Source organism: Gemmatirosa kalamazoonensis (assembly GCF_000522985.1).
GTDB classification, from domain to species: Bacteria; Gemmatimonadota; Gemmatimonadetes; order Gemmatimonadales; family Gemmatimonadaceae; genus Gemmatirosa; species Gemmatirosa kalamazoonensis.
In genome coordinates, this window is record NZ_CP007128.1 from 2110382 (window position 1) to 2128760 (window position 18379).

Below are 18379 nucleotides of genomic sequence, written 5' to 3' on the forward strand. Positions count from 1 at the left end.
TTAGGCGTCGTTCGCCGCGAGCGAAGTCGGAGCGGAGACGGCCGAGATCTCGGCGAGCGGGACCGACGCGAGGAACGGCGCGTAGAGCCGCGCGAGGTGGCGCGGCGGCAGCACGTCGGCGACGAGCAGCGCGAGCGCGGCCGACGCGACGAGGTACTCCGCGGTGACGGCCGAGCGCAGCGCGCCGAGCCCCGCCGCGCGCTGCCGCGCCCACTGCGGGCCGCACACGACCGCGTGGATGCGGTCCTGGAGCGTCCACGCCGCCTCGCCGCGCTCGGTGCGCACGAGTGCCGTGGCCGCCGCTTCCTCGGCCGCCGCCCAGTCCCGAGGCGCATGCTGCGACTCGCGCCACGAGACCACCGCGGCGTCCACGTCCGCCGGCGTCATCGCCGAGACGCGGTCGAGAAAGAGGTCGACGAATCGACCGTTGGGGCCGAGTGGGTGCGAGGCCACGGGAGTCGAGAGGCGTGAGAGGACGCGGGTCGCGAGCGGTGCGCGGAGACGCTCAGAGAGGAGACACCTCAACCGCCGCGCTCCCGCATCCCTCAACACACGTCGCGCCTCCGGCGGACGTTGCATGCGGCGAGCGGGGCCGCATGTGACCCGCGTCACGACGACACGCCGAGCCAGCGCTCGAGCGCCTCGCGCCGGGAGCGGCTCACCTTGAGCCGGCCGCCGCCCCTCAGCTGCAGCTCGTAGTCGCCGCCCGCGCCGCGGTGCAGCGCCTCCACGAGGTCGAGCCGCACGATCACCGAGCGGTGCACGCGCATGAAGCGGTCGGGATCGAGCCGCTCCTCGAGCGTCTGCATCGCCTCGCGGATGACGTGGCGGCGGTCGCCGACGTGGAGCTCCGCGTACGGCCCCGCGGCGGTGATGTAGTCGATCTCGCTCACCGGCACCGGACGCACCTTGCCGCGCACCTCGACGGCGATGCGCTCCAGCCAGCGGCGCGGCGCGGCGTTAGGCACCCCGGCCGGCGTGGCCGGCGCCGGCGTGCCCTGCAGCACGCCGAGGAGCTGCGCGCGCAGCCGGTCCATGCCCTCCAGCGCGAGGCGGCGGCGCGCGCGCCGGAACGCCTCCTCGAACCGCTCGTCGTCGAACGGCTTCACGAGATAGTCCACGGCCGCGACGTCGAACGCTTGCAGCGCGTACTGGTCGAACGCGGTGACGAAGATGGTCGCCGGCATGCGCTCCGCGCCGACCTCGCGCACGACCTCGATGCCAGTCTTGCCGGGCATCTGCACGTCGAGGAACACGAGGTCGGGCGAGAGGCGACGGATCGCGTCGACCGCCTCGACGCCGTTCTCCGCCGTGCCGACGAGCTCCACACCCGTCTCGTGCCTCAGCAGATCCTCGAGCCGCATGCGCGCGAGCGGCTCGTCGTCGACGACGAGCACGCGCACCGGCGGCAGCGCGGCCGCGCGGTCGTCAGACATGGACGCCTCCGAGGGCCGTGACGGTGCCGAGCGCGCGGGCGCGCGTGCGCAGCGGGAGCCGGATCTCGGCCACGGTGCCGCCGGTCGCGCCCGGCGCGAGCGTGAACGAGCCCGCGTCGCCGTAGAGCTGCCGCAGCCGCTCCACGGTGTTGCGCACGCCGACGCCGGTGCGCGCGGAGGGGGCCGCGGGGCCGGGCCCGTCGTCGCGGACGGTGAGCACGAGCGCGCCGCCGTCCGCCGCAGCGCCGATGCGCACGCTGCCCGGTCCCGTCGCGCGCTCCACGCCGTGCTTGATCGCGTTCTCCACGATGGGCTGCAGGATCATGGTCGGTACGAGGGCGTCGAGCACGTTCTCGTCGGCGTGTGTCTCCACGGTGAGGCGCCCCTGGAAGCGCACCTGCATGATCTCGACGTAGCGCGCGAGCAGCGCGAGCTCCTCGCGCAGCGGCGCCTCCGCCTCGTCGCCGCCCTCGAAGCTGTGGCGCAGCAGCTCGCTCAGGCGCGCGATCATGCGCCTAACGCCGCGCGGGTCGCGCTCGACGAGCGCGGAGACGGCGTTCAGCGTGTTGAACAGGAAGTGCGGATCGAGCTGCCGCCGCAGCGCATCGAGACGCGCCTCGGCGAGCTGCGCGTGCAGCTCCGCCTCGCGCCGCGCGGCTTCGTGGCGGCGCAGCGCGTACCGACGCGAGAACGCGCGCGCGATCCCCGCGGCGACGACGCCGAGGTAGAGCACGATCGCGTTCAGGATGCCGAACCAGATCGGCGGCCCGCCGCGCCCACGCCCGCCGCGCCCGCGCGTCAATCCGCGCATGGCGTCGAACGACGCGACGTCGCGCGGCGGCCGCGGCCCGCCCGGCGTGAGCGTCTGCCGCAGCCACGTGCCGAGCCACCCCACCGCGACGGCGACGACGACGCCGAGCACGAGGAACTGCACGATCTGCCGCGCACGGTCGCGGTCGGGATCGAACCGGTCCGCGAGCGCGAGGATGGGCGGCGTGAGCAGCGCCCAGCACAGCGCCTCCGCCAGCGCGACGCCGGCCGAGCCGATCATGAAGGTCGACCCGCGCTCCGGCAGGTCGAACAGCCGGCTCGCGATGGAGAGCACCGCGTACGCGCTCCACACGGCGGCGATGATCGCGAGCTCGCGGCGCGAGAGCGGAAAGCGCTCGGGGGCGCCGGGGTGGGCGAGCGGGTCGGAGTCGGCGGTCACGATGCACTCGATTCTGTCGCACGTCGCCGGCCCGCGGCTACCCCTCGTGGCACGGATCGCACGCGTGCGCGCACGAGATGCACCGGTGCGATGCGAACGGTAGCGCACGAGTCGTTTGAACCACAGAGGACACGGAGGACACGGAGGAGAACCACGTCACTTGTCGGCTTCCTCCGTGCCCTCCGTGTCCTCGAGCGCGTCGCCGGCCGCGGCGAGCGAGCCGCCGACCAGTGTGAGCGACGCCGCGTCGTCGAGCGTCGCGCCGTCCGACTCTGCGGCGGCGAGCCGCGCATCGGTCGCGGTCACGACGCCGGAGACGAGGATCGCCGGCGCGCGCGCGCCGGCCGTGCCGGTCGTGCCGCGCGCGCTCGTCGTCACCGAGCCGCCGCGATCGTGATGCGGCTCGCGCCCGCCGCCCGCACGCCGGCGTTCACGCCCTGGTCGTCCCTCGCGGCCGCGTCCACGCGTCGCCCGATGCCTTCGTGACGATCGGTGCGGTGAGCGCGAGCGTGCCGCCGCCACCGCGCGCCGACGGCGCTCTCGTCCTCGACGAACATGGATGGCGCGAGGTGACAGGCGAGGACCCTGGGGATCCACGTGCGATTGAAGAGATCTCGAGATCCTTTTCATCGCCGTTGGATCCCTAGGGTCCTCGCCCAGCACCTGGAACCGGCCGGAAGGAACGTGACCTGCTTTGCAGTCCTCAACCACAGAGGACACAGAGGACACGGAGGAACCCAACAAGAAGTGGTTCTCCTCCGTGTCCTCCGTGCCTCCGCGTGAGCCGCCGTTCGTGTCGCCGCAACCGCCGTTCGCAACACGTACGTGCAGATGGTGCACGCCAGCGGATCGTCTCGCCGCGCGCGGCGTACGACGATGCGAACCGGTCGTGCGACGCGTCATCTCCGACGCGCGACGACGGGACGACGTCCACGCGGAGTTTGCACCATGCGCAAGACGATCTCGATCGGCGCGCTCGCCCTGGCTCTCGTCGCCGCGGGCGTGAGCGCGCAGCCGCCGCGCGGCGACGCGGCGCCGCGCCGCGACACCGCCGACAGCACGTTCCGCGGCCGGCGCGGTCCCGGCGGCCCGGGCGGCCCGGAGCGGATGCTGCTGAAGGGCATCACGCTCACCGACGCGCAGCGGCAGCAGATCGCCGCGCTGCACGACAGGCAGCGCGCGGAGGCCGCGCGCGACGAGGGACGCAAGGCGTTCGACGAGGTGCGCGCGGCGCGTCAGCGCGGTGACACCGCGGCGGCGCGCGCGAAGATGGCCGAGCTGCGCACGCAGATGGACCGCCGACGCGAGCAGCAGGTCGCGTCGATCCGCTCGCTGCTCACCGCCGACCAGCGCACGCAGTTCGACGCGAACGTCGCGGAGATGGAGAAGCGCCAGGCGCAGCGCGGCGAGCGCGGCGAGCGCGGCGGCCGCTGAACACGCCTAACGGACACGCGTCGGGTGCCGCGGTAAGGGTGCGGCCCCCGACGCGTGTTCCATTGCGTGAAGGCCGCATCGCATGCCACACCATCGACCACCGGATCACCTCGATGTCGCGCACGTCTCTCGCCCGGCACGCGCTCGCCCTCTCGCTGCTCGCGGCGTGCGCCGGCGGCGACTCGGCGGTGACCTCCACGACGACGCCGACGCCGGGCGCGATCACCGTCGTCAGCGGCGGCGCACAGTCGGGCACCGTCGGCACCACGCTGTCCTCGTCGGTCGTCGTGCAGGTCGCGACGACCGCGGGCGCACCGGTGCAGGGTGCCACGGTGGCGTTCGTCGTCTCGTCAGGCGCCGCCACGCTCTCCGCGTCGAGCGCGGTCACCGACGCGAGCGGGCTCGCGAGCACGCAGGTCACGCTCGGCACCGCCGCCGGAAGCGTCGTCATCGGCGCGTCGGTGCAGGGAACGAGCATCGCCACGACGATCACCGAGACCGCGGTGGCGGCGGAGATCACGGCGCCGTGCACGCCCACGTCGCTCGCCGTCGGCGCGACGGCGGTGCAGAGCGGCTCGTCGGTGTGCCTCGACGGCGGCACGTCCGGGGCGGAGTACGCCGTCATCCCGTTCAACGGATCGAGCAGCAGCGCGACGCGCGCCACGTTCGTCGTGCAGGCGGCCGGCGTGCAGCCGGTGAGCACCGTGCTCGCGAGCTCGGCGCCGACCGGCGGCCTCGCGACGTTAGGCGCGTCGGCGTCGGTGAGCCCGCGCGCGCAGTTCGAGCGCCGGCTGCGGGCGACCGAGCGCGCGGCGCTGTCGCCGATGGTCGGCACGGCCCGCGCGTGGTACACGGCGCGGCGCGGCGGCACCACGGCGCGGCTCGACGTCATCCCGGCGAATCCCACGTTGGGCACGGTCGTCTCGCTGAACGCGAACGCCGACGACGCGTGCACGCGTCCGGAGATGCGCGGCGCGCGCGTGATGGCGGTCGGCAGCAAGGCGATCGTCGTCGCAGACACGCTGAACCCGTCCGGCGGCTTCACGCAGGCCGACTACGCCTCGATCGCCGCGACGTTCGACACGCTCGTCGACGCGGTCGACACGAAGAACTTCGGCCAGCCCACCGACATCGACGGCAACGGCCACGTCATCCTGTTCTTCACGAGCGCCGTGAACGCGCTCACGCCGCGCAACGCCGACTACTACATCGGCGGCTTCTTCTACAGCCGGGACCTGTTCCCCACCACGGCGACGAACGGCCTCGAGGCGTGCGCGTCGAGCAACGTCGGCGAGATGTTCTACCTCGTCGTGCCGGATCCGTCGGGCGCGATCAACGGCAACGCGTTCTCGAAGTCGTTCGTCACGAGCGCCACGATCGCGACCACGGCGCACGAGTACCAGCATCTCATCAACTCCTCGCGCCGCCTGTACGTGAACACCGCCGCCACCGACTTCGAGGAGACGTGGCTCGATGAGGGGCTCGCGCACGTCGCCGAGGAGCTCGTGTTCTACGCGCGGTCGGGGCTCGCGCCGCTGAAGAACCTCGACGCGGCGACGCTGCGCGCGAACGCGATCTTCCGCGCGGCGTTCAACGACGAGGGGATCGACAACTTCGGGCGCCTGTCGTCGTACCTCGAGGATCCGTCGAGCAACTCGCCCTACGCCGACGACGACTCGCTCGCCACGCGCGGCGCGACGTGGAGCTTCCTGCGGTGGGCCGTCGATCACCAGGCGGCCGCGCAGGACGTGGTGTGGCAGCGGCTCGTGAACTCCACGACGACGGGGCTCGCGAACCTGCGCCAGGTCTTCGGCAGCGATCTCGCGCCGCTGTTCCGCGACTGGGCGACGTCGCTGCTGCTCGACGACGTGGCCGGCGTCGCGACGCAGTGGCAGGAGCCGAGCTGGAACGAGCGCTCCATCCTCGACGCGATCACGTCGACGAGCACCTACCCGCTCGCCACGCGCGCGCTGTCGAGCGGCGCGCCGACGACGCTGTCGGTGCGCGGCGGAAGCGCGGCCTACCTGCGCTTCACGGTGGCCGCGGGGCAGACGGGCACGGTGAGCTGGACGACGACCGGCGCGTCGGGCGCCGTCACCGTCGCGCGGCTGCGCTGAACGCGCCGCGCGGCCCGAGGTCGAGCAGCGCCCGCGCCGCGAGCGTGAGCTTGCGGCGCGGGCGCACCCACGCGCGTCGGCCGAAGACGTCGTAGTCGGCGCGCCGGATCTCGTCGTGGATGCCCAGGTAGACGCGCGCCGCCACCGCGGTGGCGCGGCGGAACCCCGGCGGCAGCACCGGCAACGCCTCCCGCGCGTCGTCGTACGCCGCCTCCGCTTCCGCCATCAACGACTCGGCCAGGGCGCGCCACCCGTCGTCGTGCGGCACGCCGCCGAGCCCCCACGCCGAGAGGTGGAACGACGACACGCCGTGCACGGCCATCAGATCGGCGGGGAGGTACACGCGGCCGTGCCACAGGTCGTCGCCCACGTCGCGCAGGATGTTCGTGAGCTGCATCGCGTGCCCGAGCCGCGCGGCCCGCGACAGCGCGAACGCGCCGCGCACGCCGAACAGCTCGGAGAGCCAGAGCCCCACCGTCGACGCGACGCGGAACGTGTACACGCGCAGCGCGTCGAGCGTGGGGTAGCGCACGCGGCGCAGATCCATGCGCACGCCCTCGATCAGCTCCTCGGCGTGGCGCAAGGGCACGTCGTGTCGCCGCAGATCGCCCACGACGCGCTCGAGCAGCGGCACACCGGACACGCCGCCGGCGTGCTCGAGGCGCAGCAGGGAGAGCCACGCGTCGAGACGCGCTTCCGTGCGCCGCGCGTCGTCGGCGTCGCCGACGTCCACCAGGTCGTCGGTGAAGCGGCAGAACGCGTACACGGCGGCGATGCGGTCGCGGTCCGCGGCGTCCAGGCAGCGCGCGGCGAACCGGAACGAGCGGCCATGGCGCGCCATGTACGCGAGCCAGCCGTCGCGTGGCGGATCGACGAGCGCGCGGAGCTCGGCGACGTCGGCGTGGTGCGGCTCGATCCGCAGCAGCGACGTCACCGCAGGACGCTCTGCAGCAGCGCGCACCCCGAGAGCGCGCCGACGGTGACGAGGACGGCGCCCCAGTACCCGGCGGCCGCGGTCATGCCTAACGGGAGCGCGAGGTTCGTCGCGTAGAACGCGGCGACCCACCGGCGGTCGAGCCGCGCGGTCCACGCGCCGGCGCCGAGCCGCACGAGGATCGCCATCAGCGCGAGCCCCGTGACGAACCAGCCGACGAGGTTCGACCACGGCATGCCGTAGTACGGGCCGGTGCCGCCCCACAGCCAGTACGTCGTGACGCGGCTCATCGCGGGGTCGAGCGCGAGGTCCCACGACAGCAGCACGAGCGCGCCGAGGACGACCGTCGCCGCGGGATGCGCGCGCCGCGCGAGCGCGAGCGACGGCACGGCCATCGTGAACCAGCTCAGCGGGATGAGCACGGGCACGTGGCCGAACCACTTCGCGCCGAGGCCGTCGGTGTAGTGGTACGGGCCGAACGGCAGGCCGACCGTGGTGCCTAACAGCTCGCTCGCCAGGCTCGCCGCGTACACGGCGGCGAGGGCGGGGAGCCAGCGCGCGCCCGCGACGTGGACGAGCGCGACGGCGAGCGCGACGAACGCGAGCGCGACCTGCGTGCGCGCGAAGAACGTGAACGCGACCGCGTAGACCGGTCCCGCGCCGGGATAGCGCGCGAGCAGGTCGGGGTGACGTCCGAAGACGGCGAAGCCCGCGAGCGCGGCGGCGGTGAACCCGACGAGCGCGACGAGCGCGCCGAGCGCGATGCGCGCGCCGAGCGCCGCGCGCGCGGGACGCAGCGGAGTCTGACGCCACGGGGCCCTTTCCCATCCTGCCCCATCCACTTCCACCCGTGACGCCAGACTGCGCGTGCCTCCCCCCATCCTCCCCCCTGTCGTCCGCCCGGTCCCCTGACCGGTGCGAGGGGAAGGTTAACCGCCTGTCCATGCTCTGTCAAATTTATTCTGGTGCCGATATTTGACAGAAGTTGTACAACGGCCTATCCTCCTGCGCATGCCGACGCCGTCCGAGCCCGCCGACCACGCGGAGCCGCGCTACCCCATCCGCGTCGCCGCGCGACGGGCCGGGCTCACCACCGCCACCGTCCGCGCCTGGGAGCGCCGTTACCGCGCCGTCGCGCCGGCGCGCACCGAGACCGACCGCCGCCTCTACTCCGAGGCCGACATCGAGCGGCTCCGGCTCCTGCGCGCGCTCGCCGCGGCGGGACGGTCCCTGACCGATCTCTCGCGGGTGCCGACGACGCGCCTCCGCGCGCTCGTGGAGGGGCTCGCCGAGCCACGCGCGGCCCGCACGCCGCGAACGGCTCGCGCGGCGGCGGCGCGCGGCCGCGAGCCCGCGGTGCTCGGCGCGCTGCTCCGCGCGTGCGACGCCGCGGTGCGCGACATGGACGCGCCGAAGCTCCAGACGCTGCTCGGCCGCGCGCTCGTCGGCCTGCCGCCGCGGCCGTTCTTCGAGCGTGTCGTCGTGCCGCTGCTGCGCCGCGTCGGCCGGCTCTGGGAGCGCGGCGAGATCACGGTCGCGCACGAGCACGCGGCGGCCGTCGCCGTGCGGCAGGTGCTCGGCTGGATGCTCGAGACGTTCCGCGCCGCGAACGAGTCGCGCGGCGCCGCGTGGAGCGACACCGCGCCGGCGCTCGTCGCCGCCACGCCGCAGGGCGAGCGGCACGAGCTCGGCGCGCTCATGGTCGCCGTGCTCGCCGCGGCGGCCGGATGGCGCGTCTCCTACCTCGGCGCCGACCTTCCGGCGGCGGACATCGCGGCCGCGGCGCGCAAGGCGAGCGCGCGCGTCGTCGCGCTCAGCGTCGTGGTGCCCGGCGCCGGCGACGCGATCGAGCCCGAGCTGCGCGCCCTGCGCGCCGCGCTCGACGACGAGGTCGCGCTCCTCGTCGGCGGCGCGGAGGCGCCCGGGCACGCGGGGCTGCTCGCCGCGTTAGGCGCGGCGCGCGTCGAGCGCCTCCGCGGCGTCGGCCCGTGGCTCGCGGAGCACGCCGCGCGACCTTCGGCACGTTCGGCGTGACGCGGCGCGGCCGCGCGCGCTCCGTCGTCGTCGGCGCGGGACTCGGGGGCCTCGCCGCGGCGATCCGCCTGCGCGCGCGGGGCGACGACGTCGTGCTCGTCGAGGCGCTCGACCAGCCGGGCGGCCGGGCGCGCACGTTCCGCCGCGACGGCTACACGTTCGACGCCGGCCCCACCGTCATCACCGCGCCGTACCTGCTCGACGAGCTGTTCGCGCTCGCCGGCCGCGACCGCCGCGACTACGTGTCGCTCGTGCCGGTGGATCCGTTCTACCGCATCCTCTTTCACGACGGCGCGACGTTCGACTACCACGGCGACGAGGAGCGGCTGCTCGCCGAGATCGAGCGACTGAGCCCGCGCGACGTCGACGGCTACCGACGGCTCGCGCGCGTGGCCGAGCGCATCTTCGACGTCGGCTACACGCGGCTCGCCGATCAGCCGTTCGATCGGCTGTCGACCATGCTGCGCGTCGTTCCCGACATGGTGCGGCTGCGCAGCCATCGGTCCGTCTACGCACTCGTGGCCGAGCACGTGCGCGACGAGCGGCTCCGGCAGGCGCTCACGTTCGAGCCGCTGCTCGTCGGCGGGCACCCCTTTCGTGCCTCGTCGATCTACCTCCTGATCCACTGGCTCGAGCGGAAGTGGGGCGTCCACTTCGCGTTAGGCGGCACGGGCGCGATCGTCTCGGCGCTCGCGCGGCTGCTCGAAGAGATGGGCGGCGAGCTGCGGCTCTCGGCGCCCGTGGAGCGGATCCTCGTCGGCCGCGGCGGTGCCGTGGAGGGCGTGCGCCTCGCGTGCGGCGAGACGCTGCGTGCCGACCGGGTGGTGTGCAACGCGGATCCGACCACGGTGTACGCGCAGCTCGTCGACGCGCGTCACCGCCGCGTGCACGCCGATCGCCGCGTCGCGCGCGTGCGGCAGTCGATGGGGCTGTTCGTCGGCTACTTCGGCGTCGACCGCGCGTACCCGGCGCTCGCGCACCACACCATCGTGCTCGGGCCGCGGTATCGCGGGCTGCTCGACGACATCTTCGTGCGGCGCCGCCTCGCCGACGACTTCTCGCTCTACCTCCACGCACCCACGCGCACCGATCCGTCGCTCGCCCCGCCGGGACACGACGCGATGTACGTGCTCTCGCCGGTGCCGAACCTGAAGGCCGACGTCGACTGGACACGCGAGGGCGCGGCGTACTTCGACCGCGTGCTCGACGCGCTCGAGCGGCGCGTGCTGCCGGGCCTCGGCGGCGCGCTGACGACGCGCTTCCACATGACGCCGCTCGACTTCGCGCGCGACCTGCGATCGGCCGACGGCGCGGCGTTCGGCCCCGAGCCGCTGCTCACGCAGTCGGCGTGGTTCCGCTACCACAACCGGAGCCCCGACGTCGACGGGCTGTACTTCGTCGGCGCGGGGACGCATCCCGGCGCGGGCGTCCCCGGCGTGCTCTCCTCCGCGAAGGTGCTCGAGCGGATCCTGGATCGTTAGGCGGCGCGGATCGCGATGCCGAGCGCCCCCGCCGCGACGATCACGAGCGGCTCCGGCAGCCTGCGGAAGCGCAGCAGCAGCGCCAGCGTCGCCGCCGCGATGACCGCGGTGGGCGCGTCGACGATGGCGCGGCGGCCGAGCACCACCGCGGCGCCGGCGATGGCGCCGGTGGCCGCGGCCGTCACGCCGTCGACGAACGCGCGTGCCCGCGGGTCGCTCTTCCATCGCTCGTACCGCGGCGCGAGCAGCACGGTGATGAGGTACACCGGCGCGAACACGCCCGCCGCCGCGGCCGTCGCGCCGAGCGTGCCGGCGACGAGGTAGCCGATGAACGCGACCGTGATCACCACCGGCCCCGGCGTGATGAGCGCGACCGCGACCGCGTCGAGGAACTGGCGCTCGGTGAGCCAGTGGTGCTGCAGCACCACGCCGCCGTGCAGGAACGGCACGATCGCGAGGCCGCTGCCGAACACGAACAGCCCCGCCGACGCGAAGAACACGAACAGCGTGCCGACGAGCGACGCCGACGCGGTCGTGCCGAGCCCCGTCACGAGCCACGGCGGCACGAGCGCGAGCGCGCCCGCGCGTCCTCTCCAGCGCATCTGCGCGCCGAGCGACACGAGCCCGCAGCCGACGAACAGCCACAGCAGCTCGGACTCCGTCCACGCCGTGACGAGCGCGCTCGTCGCGCACAGCACACGGAGCAGCAGGCCGGGCCCCACGGTGGTGCGCACGAGCTTCACCACGCTGCGCGCGATGATCGCGATGACCGCCGCGCCGATGCCGTAGAACGCCCCCTGCAGCCACACCATCCCGCCGAAGCGCACGTAGAGCGCGGCGAGCGCGACGACCATGACGAACGACGGACCGACGAACGCGATGCCGGCAACCGTCGCGCCGCGCAGTCCCGCGCACAGCCACCCCAGGTAGATCGCGAGCTGCGCGGCGAGCGGCCCGGGCGCGAGCTGCGCGAACGCGAGGCCGTCCTTCAGCTCCTGGCGGCTCACCCATCCGTGCTCGTCGACGAACGCGCGCTCCATGTAGCCGACGAGCGCGATCGGCCCGCCGAAGCCGGCGGCGCCGAGGCGCAGGAAGTAGCGCGCGAGCGCGCGCAGCGACGGCCGCGTGGGGTCCGGCATGGCGGCCGAAGATACGATTGTATCACTCCATGCTCAAGCGCGCCGGCGCGCTCAGCGTGCGCAGGAACGCCTCGATCTGGCGGCGCTCGGTGGCCGAGAGCCGCAGCGGCTTGAGCTCGCTGTGCCCGGCCGGCGCGTGCGGCGCGCGGTCGTAGTGCGCGATCACCTCGGACAATGTCGCGAGCTGCCCCGCGTGCATGTACGGCGCGCGCTCGGCCACGCCGCGCAGCGACGGCGTCTTGTACGCGCGCACCAGCTGCTCGCCCTCGGTGACCGCGAACCGCAGCTCGGCGCAGTCGTCCACCTTCGCGTCGCTGTAGCGGCTCGTGCAGTTGAACTCTCCCGCCACCGCCTGCCGCACGCCGACGATGCGGCCGCTGTCGAACGGCAGCGCGACCTTCGGCAGCGGCACGCCGGTGTTGTGGAAGTGGTCGTCGGTGAAGCGTGGCCCGTTGTGACAGTTCACGCAGCTCGCCTGGCCGAGGAACAGCTCGAGCCCCGCCACCTCGTCGTCGCTCAGCGTCGATTGCGCGGGGTGCGGCCGCCCCGCGAGCTCGGCCTCGACGTACCGATCGAAGCGCGTCGGCGGGAGCTCCACGCGCCGCTCGAACGCCGCGATCGCCTTGCCGACGTTCGCGTACACGCGGCTGACGTCCTGCTGCCGTGCCGGCGCGAGGCGGCCCCACGCCGCGCGCCACGCCGTGTCGGCGACCGGGCCCGCGTGCGCCGGGACGTCGTCGAGGCGCGGCAGCGGCCCGAACACCGCCTCGTAGTCGCGACGGTAGTGATCGGCGACGACGTGGGCGTACTGCGCGCGGCTGCCGCCGTGCTCCACCGCGCTCTCCAGCGGGCCCAGCGCCTGCGCCCACTGGCTGTCGGCGCGGCCGTCCCAGAAGAACCACGCGCCGTGCGCGGTGCCGGCGACGGGCATCGTGCGCCGCGCCGTGGTGCCCATGCCGTGGCCGAGCGGCGTGCCGTCCTGGAAGTCCGTCGCGGGCACGTGGCAGGTGGCACACGACACCCTGCCGTTGCCGCTCAGCCGGGTGTCGAAGAAGAGCGCGCGGCCTAACGCCGCGGCGCGGGGGTCGTCGGCGTAGCGGTTCGACGGATCGGCCGGCAGCGGGCCGAGGCTGGCGAGCGACAGCGACCGGAGCAGCGTGCGCTGCTCGGCCGACCAGCCACGCCGCCGCGGCGCGGCCGACCGGGCGGCCGCCATGGCCGTGAGCGCGAGGAGCATCAGCGCCGTACCGAGCGCGCGACGTGACGGGCAGGTCATGGCGCGGTCCTCAGAGCTTGAGGTTGAACACCACGGAGTCCGTGCCCGCGTCGGCGTGCACGCGGAACGTGACGACCCACCAGCCGCCCATGTTGAACTTCATCCCCTCGACGACGTGGTCGCCGTGGCCTAACGCGCGGGTGACGCGCGGTTTCGTCGGCAGCCCGTGGCCGTGCTGCGGCATGCCGCCGTCGACGGTGATCGCGGCGCTGTCGACGGGTGCGCCGGCCACGGTCTCCACGTGCAGCGTCCAGCGCTGCAGCTTGCCCTGCGGGATGGTGTCGCCCTGGGGATGGATCGTGGCGCGATAGCGTCCGCCCTCGCTCGCGCGCGTACGCGAGTAGTCGAGATCCTTCGGCGGACGCGCGAACAGCATGCAGCCGGTGAGCAGCGCCGCGCCGATCGTGGCGAGGAGCGTCTGATGGATACGCATAGTCTCAGGGACGTGTAGGAAGTGTGGGCATCGTTAGGCGGTGCCATCGCTCGCTCGGCGACCACGCGGCGAGCAGCGCACCGGTCGCCGCGCCCCATGCCGCGCTCGTCGCGGCCATGCGTCCGGGGCTCGGGTCGCCCTCGCGGTGCCGGATGGCGGAGCCGATCGCGCTGACCGCGGCGCCCATGAGCGCCGGGACCACGGCGCCGCGCAGCGCGGCCTCCCAGCGTGGCGGGCGGCCGCGGCTCGTGAACGCGGCGCGGAGCGAGGCGACCGGCACGTGGAGCGGCGGCACGTCGTCGCGCACGGCGAGCAGCACGGTGTCCGCGCGCATTCCCGCCAGCGTGCCGACCACCGACTGCGCGCGCGTGCGGCCGAGGCGCGTGCGCTCGGTGGTGAGCAGATCGACGCGCACGCGGGCCCGCGGCGTCACCGAGTCGAGCGGCTGCGCGCCCACGCGCTCGGCGCCGGCGAGCAGCAGCAGGGTCGCGATCGCGCCGATCGATCGGCGGGCGGTGGTGTCGGTCATGGTCGCTCCCTCGCGTGGTGTGGATGGGCCGAGTGTACGGCGCCGTGGGCGCGGGCTATAGCACGACGAGGACGTCCTGGTACGATTCGCACCCGCTCTTGCGGCGGATCCCTGCCGCCGTAGTGTTTCCGCGTCCGCTCACACGAGAGGTGGCGCGATGGAGACGCCGGTCGCGCTCGCCCAGTTCGTCGGCCCCGCGATCTACGAGCACGTGCGTGGCGACGTCGCGATGCACGAGGGGACGTTCGCGGCGGGACTGGTCCTGCCCTGTCACGTGCACGACGCGCCGGTGATCAGCCTCGTGCTGGAGGGCGTCGGCGTCGAGGAGGTCGACGGCCGGACGCGCGCCGTCGCCGCGCAGCACCTGCTCCTCACGCCGTCGTACGCGCCGCACGGCTATCGCTTCGGGAGCGCGGGGCGCTGGTTCAACATCCAGCTGTCCGATCGGTGGCTCGCCCGCGTCGTCGACGGCGGGCCGCGGCTGCCCGTGACCGCGCAGGTCGTGCGCAGCCGCGCGGCGGCGGCGTGGGTGGCACGCGTGCGCGCGGAGGTGCGCGAGCGCGACGCGATCTCGACGCTCGCGATCGACGGCGCGCTCGTGCTCATGGTGGCGGACCTCGTCCGTCTCCGCGTCGACGGCGCGGTCACGCGGCCGCGGTGGCTGCACCGCGTGGAGGACGCCATCGAGGCGTCGGTCGCCGCGCCGCCGCCGGTGGACGAGCTGGCGGCGCTCGCGGGCGTGCATCCGACGCACCTGCTGCGCACGTTCCGTCGGCACCACGGCACGACGGTCGCCAACTACGTCAGGCAGCGGCGCATCGAGCGCGCGCGGGCGGCGGTCGCGAAGGGCGACCGGTCGCTGTCGATGATCGCGCTCGACGCGGGCTTCGCCGACCAGTCGCACTTCACGCGCGTGTTCCGGCAGGCGTTCGGCGAGACGCCCGGGCAGTACGCGCGCGCGCTCCGCGGCCGTTAGGCGGGCCTAACGAGCCACGGACGCCCTCGTCCCGCGCACCCGTGCGACCACCTCCCGCACGGCGCCGATCACGACGTCCGGACGATCGAACTGGACGTAGTGCGACGCGTCCCGCACCATCTCGTGCCGGCTCTCGCGCGACCACGTCGCCTCGTCGTCCTGCAGCGTCTTCCACGCCGCCTGCATTCGCGCGCCCTCTGCGCGCGTGACGCCCTCGGCGGCGAGCCGTTCGGCGCTCATCTCCGCCGCGGCGGTGAGCACGACGAGCGGCCGGTCGCCGAGCACCCGCGCGCGCGCCTCGGCGGCGAGCGTCGCGTCGATCGCGGCCGTCTCCGCGTGCAGCTCGTCGAGGGAGGTGGGCAGATAGGCGGACGCCGTCGCGACGGCGTCCGTCGGCCAGTCGGCCGGCGCGTCGCCGCCCGCGACCAGCCGCACGAGCCCCGTCCACGCGAGCGCCGATCCGAAGGCCACCATGCCGGTCGGCGGCTTCATGGACCGGCCGGTGATCTCGAAGTAGCGCGCGAACTGCGCCGGGTGCGACGCGTCCACGAGCACGAGGCCGGCGACCTCCGACGGATACGCGTGCGTGAAGAGCGTGACGTACGGTCCGCCTAACGAATGGCCGACGAGCACCCACGGCCCGCGCTCGCCCGCGGCGGCGAGCGCCGCGTGCAGGTCGCGCGGGATCCGCTCGGCGTCGAACGGCCCGGGGGCGGCGTCGCTCCAGAGAATGCCCGCGCGGCTGTACGCACACACGCGCGTGGTCCGGGCGATGGAGTCGTGGACCGTGGCCCAGGCGAGCGAGCCGAGATGGTCCAACCCCGATTCCAGCACGACCGTCGGCGAGCCCGCACCGCGGCAGTCGAGCTGCAGCCGCCGTCCGCCGATGTCGACGAGCCGGCCTCGCACGGGGTACGCGCGCGTCGCGCGATGGCGCAGCGCGGCCTCGTAGCTCGCGCCCGTGCCTAACGCGATCACGGTGAGGCCGGCCGCCGCGAGTGCGACGCGCCGCGTCCAGCGTTCGACGGCGCTCATCGTCCGGCCTCGGGAAGTGCGGAGAGCGTCGCCGGGAACGGCGTCCGCGCGGTGTGGGTTCGCGCGAGCCGCCACGCGAGATACGCTCCCGCGACCACGTCGTAGGACATACACCACGCCGGCCACCACGCGGGCACGCCGGGATTCGCGACCAGGTGACCGTGCACGAGATCCATCGCGCCGTGCGCGACGAGTCCGGCGACGACGAGCCAGAGGTTTCGCCGGAAGCCCACCGTCGCCACGACCGCGAAGACGCCGGTGATGAGCGACTCGATCACGATCGCTCCGGCCGAGCCGCCGAGGATGGCGAAGAGCACGTAGTACGACCCGAAGACGATGAGCAGCGTCGGGTAGAGCACGCGGTCGCGATCGAAGCGCATCGCCGTGGCGTAGACGCCGACGGCGAGGGCGAGGACGATTCCGAGGACGTAGGGCATGTGATCGCTCCGGGGTGGGTGGGATCAGCCGAGTCGCCGCGCGGCGCGCTCGACGAGGGTGCGCCGCTCGGTCAGCATTCGTTCGCTTGCCCGCGCGACGTCGGCCCGCACCGCCGTCGGCGCCGCGCGCGGCGACCCGCTGTCGAACGGCGGCGCGGGGTCGTACTCGAGCGCGAGCTGGATGCGCTGCGCCACCGGCGCGCCGAACAGCTCCGCCGCGAGCGCGAGCCCGAAGTCGATCCCCGCCGTCACGCCGGCGCCCGTGATCCGGTTGCGGTCGCGGACCACGCGCGCCTCCACCGCTTCGGCGCCGAGGAGCGACAGCAGGTCGAGCGAGAGCCAGTGCGTGGTCGCGCGGTAGCCGCGGAGCAGCCCCGCCGCGCCGAGCAGCAGCGCGCCGCTGCACACGGACGTGACGTAGCGGGCGCGTTCGCCCCGCGCGCGGAGAAACGCGAGCAGCGGCTCGTCGTCGAGGCGTGCGTTCACGCTCCAGCCGCCCGGCACGCACAGCACGTCGATCGGCGGCGCGTCGTCGAACGTCGCGTCGGGCACGATCGCCATCCCCCACTCGCTGCGCACGGGCGCGCGGCTCGCCGCCACGAGATGCACGCGCGTGTCCGGCAGCCGCGCGAGCACCTCGTACGGCCCGGTGAGGTCGAGCTGGGTCAGCCCGTCGAACAGCACGAACCCGACGGAGAGTGATGGTCGCATGGCCTCGGGGGCGGGGTGGGCGAACGTCTCATCGCGAAGATCGCCCGGGGTGCCGTCCGGCTCTTGCACCGAACACGCGTTCTGGAACGAATCGGCTGGCGCGTGCGCCTCGGGGCGTCGCATACTGGGGCGCCATGACCGCGCCGATCGGGATCGGACAGTTCGTCGGAGCACCGGTGCGCGCCCGCACGTTCGAGGGCGTCTCGCTGGCGGAGAACACGTACGCCGCCGGCCTGCGCGTCGCGGCGCACGCGCACGACGCGCCGCTGCTCAGCCTCGTGCTGCAGGGGAACGCGACGGAGGACGTCGGGAGCCGGACGCGCGAGCTGGGCGCCCAGAGCCTGCTCTACACGCCGTCGTTCGAGACGCACGCGCATCGCTTCCTCACGCCTGGGCGGTGGCTCAACGTGCAGTTCACCGCCGCGTGGTTCGCGCGCGTCGGCGCCGGCGAGCGCGCGCTCCCGAAGGCACCGCAGCTCGTGCGCGGCACGGCGGTGAACTGGGCGTCGCGCATCGGCGCCGAGCTGCGCGAGCCGGACGCGGTATCGCGCCTCGCCATCGAGGGCGCGCTGCTCCTGCTCGTCAGCGAGCTCTCCCGCCTCCCCGGGCTCGGCGAGCCGCGGCGTCCGCGCTGGCTCGGCGTCGTCGAGGACGCGATCGAGGCGTCGCTCACGGAGCCGCCGACGGTGGCCGACCTTGCCGCGCTCGCCGGCGTGCACGCGTCGCATCTGCTGCGCACGTTCCGCCGGCACCACGGCGCGACGGTCGCCAACTACGCGCGACAGCGGCGCATCGAGCAGGCCCGCGCAGCGATCGCGCAGGGCGACCGATCGCTCTCGGCCATCGCGCTCGCGGCCGGCTTCGCGGACCAGTCGCACTTCACGCGCGTGTTCCGTCGCGCGTTCGGCGAGACGCCGGGGGCGTATGCGAGGTCGCTGCGGGGGGATGCGTTGCTGCAGGATGCCTTGCTGCGGGACGACTGAGGGCGGGACGATCCACGGCGGGACGATCCACGGCGGGACGATCCACGGCGGGACGATCCACGGCGGGACGATCCACGGCGGGACGATCCACGGCGGGACGATCCACGGCGGGGACCGGCTGCGCCGTCTGGGATCCGCGGTGCGTCGGTTTGATACCGTCGCGCGATGCGGCGCGTGGAACTATGGGCGAAGGGGGGGGAGCCTCCCCTGGTAA

At 74.2% G+C, this 18379-nt stretch carries 20 protein-coding genes; 6 read left to right on the top strand and 14 right to left on the bottom strand.

Translation table 11 applies throughout. The features are described 5' to 3' along the window. From J421_RS09125 to J421_RS09145, 5 genes are all read right to left on the bottom strand, one after another. Positions 1–453, bottom strand: coding sequence for a hypothetical protein (locus J421_RS09125; RefSeq protein WP_025410872.1), 453 nt, complete (start codon positions 451–453; stop codon positions 1–3). Positions 454–608: 155 nt separating this feature from the next. Further along, the gene (locus J421_RS09130) at positions 609–1436 is read right to left on the bottom strand and encodes a LytR/AlgR family response regulator transcription factor (protein ID WP_025410873.1); all 828 of its coding nucleotides are present in this window, start codon (positions 1434–1436) and stop codon (positions 609–611) included. Then, positions 1429–2646 carry a sensor histidine kinase gene (locus tag J421_RS09135; RefSeq protein WP_025410874.1) on the bottom strand — a complete coding sequence of 406 codons (1218 nt, stop codon included), beginning with the start codon at positions 2644–2646 and terminating at the stop codon, positions 1429–1431. The genes J421_RS09130 and J421_RS09135 overlap by 8 nt, the downstream gene beginning before the upstream one ends. Before the next feature lie 156 nt (positions 2647–2802). After that, a complete protein-coding gene (locus J421_RS09140; protein ID WP_025410875.1) occupies positions 2803–3024 on the bottom strand; it encodes a hypothetical protein in 222 nt (73 codons plus the stop codon). Next, on the bottom strand, positions 3021–3203 hold the full coding sequence (locus J421_RS09145) for a hypothetical protein (RefSeq protein ID WP_025410876.1): 183 nt from the start codon (positions 3201–3203) through the stop codon (positions 3021–3023). Before J421_RS09145 ends, J421_RS09140 begins: the two co-directional genes overlap by 4 nt. A 391-nt stretch (positions 3204–3594) precedes the next feature. Here J421_RS09145 and J421_RS09150 point away from each other — a divergent pair, with 391 nt between their 5' ends. Together J421_RS09150 and J421_RS09155 are read left to right on the top strand one after the other, a co-directional pair. After that, the gene (locus J421_RS09150; protein WP_025410877.1) at positions 3595–4080 is read left to right on the top strand and encodes a Spy/CpxP family protein refolding chaperone; all 486 of its coding nucleotides are present in this window, start codon (positions 3595–3597) and stop codon (positions 4078–4080) included. A gap of 113 nt (positions 4081–4193) precedes the next feature. Further along, positions 4194–6197 carry an Ig-like domain-containing protein gene (locus tag J421_RS09155; RefSeq protein WP_025410878.1) on the top strand — a complete coding sequence of 668 codons (2004 nt, stop codon included), beginning with the start codon at positions 4194–4196 and terminating at the stop codon, positions 6195–6197. On the opposite strand, the gene J421_RS09160 is transcribed toward J421_RS09155, so the two are convergent. Continuing rightward, a complete protein-coding gene (locus tag J421_RS09160; protein ID WP_025410879.1) occupies positions 6175–7131 on the bottom strand; it encodes a phytoene/squalene synthase family protein in 957 nt (318 codons plus the stop codon). The two genes, J421_RS09155 and J421_RS09160, sit on opposite strands and share 23 nt — an antisense overlap. Next, positions 7128–7979, bottom strand: a complete 852-nt coding sequence (locus J421_RS09165; protein WP_158508715.1) for a carotenoid biosynthesis protein — start codon at positions 7977–7979, stop codon at positions 7128–7130. The genes J421_RS09160 and J421_RS09165 overlap by 4 nt, the downstream gene beginning before the upstream one ends. Before the next feature lie 163 nt (positions 7980–8142). Between J421_RS09165 and J421_RS09170 the strand changes: the two genes are divergently transcribed. Continuing rightward, complete coding sequence (locus J421_RS09170; RefSeq protein ID WP_025410881.1) at positions 8143–9165, top strand: MerR family transcriptional regulator; 1023 nt, start codon at positions 8143–8145, stop codon at positions 9163–9165. Further along, positions 9120–10646 carry a phytoene desaturase family protein gene (gene crtI, locus J421_RS09175; RefSeq protein ID WP_025410882.1) on the top strand — a complete coding sequence of 509 codons (1527 nt, stop codon included), beginning with the start codon at positions 9120–9122 and terminating at the stop codon, positions 10644–10646. Before J421_RS09170 ends, crtI begins: the two co-directional genes overlap by 46 nt. On the opposite strand, the gene chrA is transcribed toward crtI, so the two are convergent. From chrA to J421_RS09195, 4 genes are read right to left on the bottom strand one after another with little or no spacing between them, the layout of a single operon-like run. After that, positions 10643–11785 carry a chromate efflux transporter gene (gene chrA / locus J421_RS09180; protein ID WP_025410883.1) on the bottom strand — a complete coding sequence of 381 codons (1143 nt, stop codon included), beginning with the start codon at positions 11783–11785 and terminating at the stop codon, positions 10643–10645. The two genes, crtI and chrA, sit on opposite strands and share 4 nt — an antisense overlap. Positions 11786–11807: 22 nt before the next feature. Then, entirely contained in the window at positions 11808–13061 is a 1254-nt protein-coding gene (locus J421_RS09185) for a cytochrome-c peroxidase (RefSeq protein ID WP_201773128.1), read from the bottom strand. A 10-nt stretch (positions 13062–13071) separates the two neighbouring features. After that, entirely contained in the window at positions 13072–13494 is a 423-nt protein-coding gene (locus J421_RS09190; protein WP_025410885.1) for a FixH family protein, read from the bottom strand. Between the two features lie 4 nt (positions 13495–13498). Continuing rightward, positions 13499–14023: a hypothetical protein gene (locus J421_RS09195; RefSeq protein ID WP_025410886.1), complete on the bottom strand. Its 525-nt coding sequence runs from the start codon at positions 14021–14023 to the stop codon at positions 13499–13501. Between the two features lie 157 nt (positions 14024–14180). Here J421_RS09195 and J421_RS09200 point away from each other — a divergent pair, with 157 nt between their 5' ends. Continuing rightward, positions 14181–14999: a helix-turn-helix transcriptional regulator gene (locus tag J421_RS09200; protein WP_025410887.1), complete on the top strand. Its 819-nt coding sequence runs from the start codon at positions 14181–14183 to the stop codon at positions 14997–14999. A 6-nt stretch (positions 15000–15005) separates the two neighbouring features. Here J421_RS09200 and J421_RS09205 read toward each other — a convergent pair whose 3' ends face one another. The 3 genes from J421_RS09205 to J421_RS09215 are packed head-to-tail and all read right to left on the bottom strand — an operon-like array spanning position 15006 to position 17182. Continuing rightward, complete coding sequence (locus J421_RS09205; RefSeq protein ID WP_025410888.1) at positions 15006–16034, bottom strand: alpha/beta fold hydrolase; 1029 nt, start codon at positions 16032–16034, stop codon at positions 15006–15008. Then, positions 16031–16471 carry a hypothetical protein gene (locus J421_RS09210; protein WP_025410889.1) on the bottom strand — a complete coding sequence of 147 codons (441 nt, stop codon included), beginning with the start codon at positions 16469–16471 and terminating at the stop codon, positions 16031–16033. Before J421_RS09210 ends, J421_RS09205 begins: the two co-directional genes overlap by 4 nt. Positions 16472–16495: 24 nt before the next feature. Further along, positions 16496–17182: a DJ-1/PfpI family protein gene (locus J421_RS09215; RefSeq protein WP_025410890.1), complete on the bottom strand. Its 687-nt coding sequence runs from the start codon at positions 17180–17182 to the stop codon at positions 16496–16498. A 134-nt stretch (positions 17183–17316) separates the two neighbouring features. Between J421_RS09215 and J421_RS09220 the strand changes: the two genes are divergently transcribed. Next, positions 17317–18165 (top strand): AraC family transcriptional regulator, encoded by an 849-nt coding sequence (locus J421_RS09220; RefSeq protein WP_025410891.1) that lies wholly within the window; start codon positions 17317–17319, stop codon positions 18163–18165. Positions 18166–18379: the final 214 nt, after the last annotated feature.

Excerpts from the sequence above, each read along its gene's own strand:
- J421_RS09130 (WP_025410873.1), bottom strand. The coding sequence starts at position 1,436 with ATGTCTGACGACCGCGCGGCCGCGCTGCCGCCGGTGCGCGTGCTCGTC.
- J421_RS09145 (WP_025410876.1), bottom strand. The coding sequence starts at position 3,203 with ATGTTCGTCGAGGACGAGAGCGCCGTCGGCGCGCGGTGGCGGCGGCAC.
- J421_RS09150 (WP_025410877.1), top strand. The coding sequence starts at position 3,595 with ATGCGCAAGACGATCTCGATCGGCGCGCTCGCCCTGGCTCTCGTCGCC.
- J421_RS09155 (WP_025410878.1), top strand. The coding sequence starts at position 4,194 with ATGTCGCGCACGTCTCTCGCCCGGCACGCGCTCGCCCTCTCGCTGCTC.
- J421_RS09170 (WP_025410881.1), top strand. The coding sequence starts at position 8,143 with ATGCCGACGCCGTCCGAGCCCGCCGACCACGCGGAGCCGCGCTACCCC.
- chrA (WP_025410883.1), bottom strand. The coding sequence starts at position 11,785 with ATGCCGGACCCCACGCGGCCGTCGCTGCGCGCGCTCGCGCGCTACTTC.
- J421_RS09185 (WP_201773128.1), bottom strand. The coding sequence starts at position 13,061 with ATGACCTGCCCGTCACGTCGCGCGCTCGGTACGGCGCTGATGCTCCTC.
- J421_RS09190 (WP_025410885.1), bottom strand. The coding sequence starts at position 13,494 with ATGCGTATCCATCAGACGCTCCTCGCCACGATCGGCGCGGCGCTGCTC.
- J421_RS09195 (WP_025410886.1), bottom strand. The coding sequence starts at position 14,023 with ATGACCGACACCACCGCCCGCCGATCGATCGGCGCGATCGCGACCCTG.
- J421_RS09200 (WP_025410887.1), top strand. The coding sequence starts at position 14,181 with ATGGAGACGCCGGTCGCGCTCGCCCAGTTCGTCGGCCCCGCGATCTAC.
- J421_RS09205 (WP_025410888.1), bottom strand. The coding sequence starts at position 16,034 with ATGAGCGCCGTCGAACGCTGGACGCGGCGCGTCGCACTCGCGGCGGCC.
- J421_RS09210 (WP_025410889.1), bottom strand. The coding sequence starts at position 16,471 with ATGCCCTACGTCCTCGGAATCGTCCTCGCCCTCGCCGTCGGCGTCTAC.
- J421_RS09215 (WP_025410890.1), bottom strand. The coding sequence starts at position 17,182 with ATGCGACCATCACTCTCCGTCGGGTTCGTGCTGTTCGACGGGCTGACC.
- J421_RS09220 (WP_025410891.1), top strand. The coding sequence starts at position 17,317 with ATGACCGCGCCGATCGGGATCGGACAGTTCGTCGGAGCACCGGTGCGC.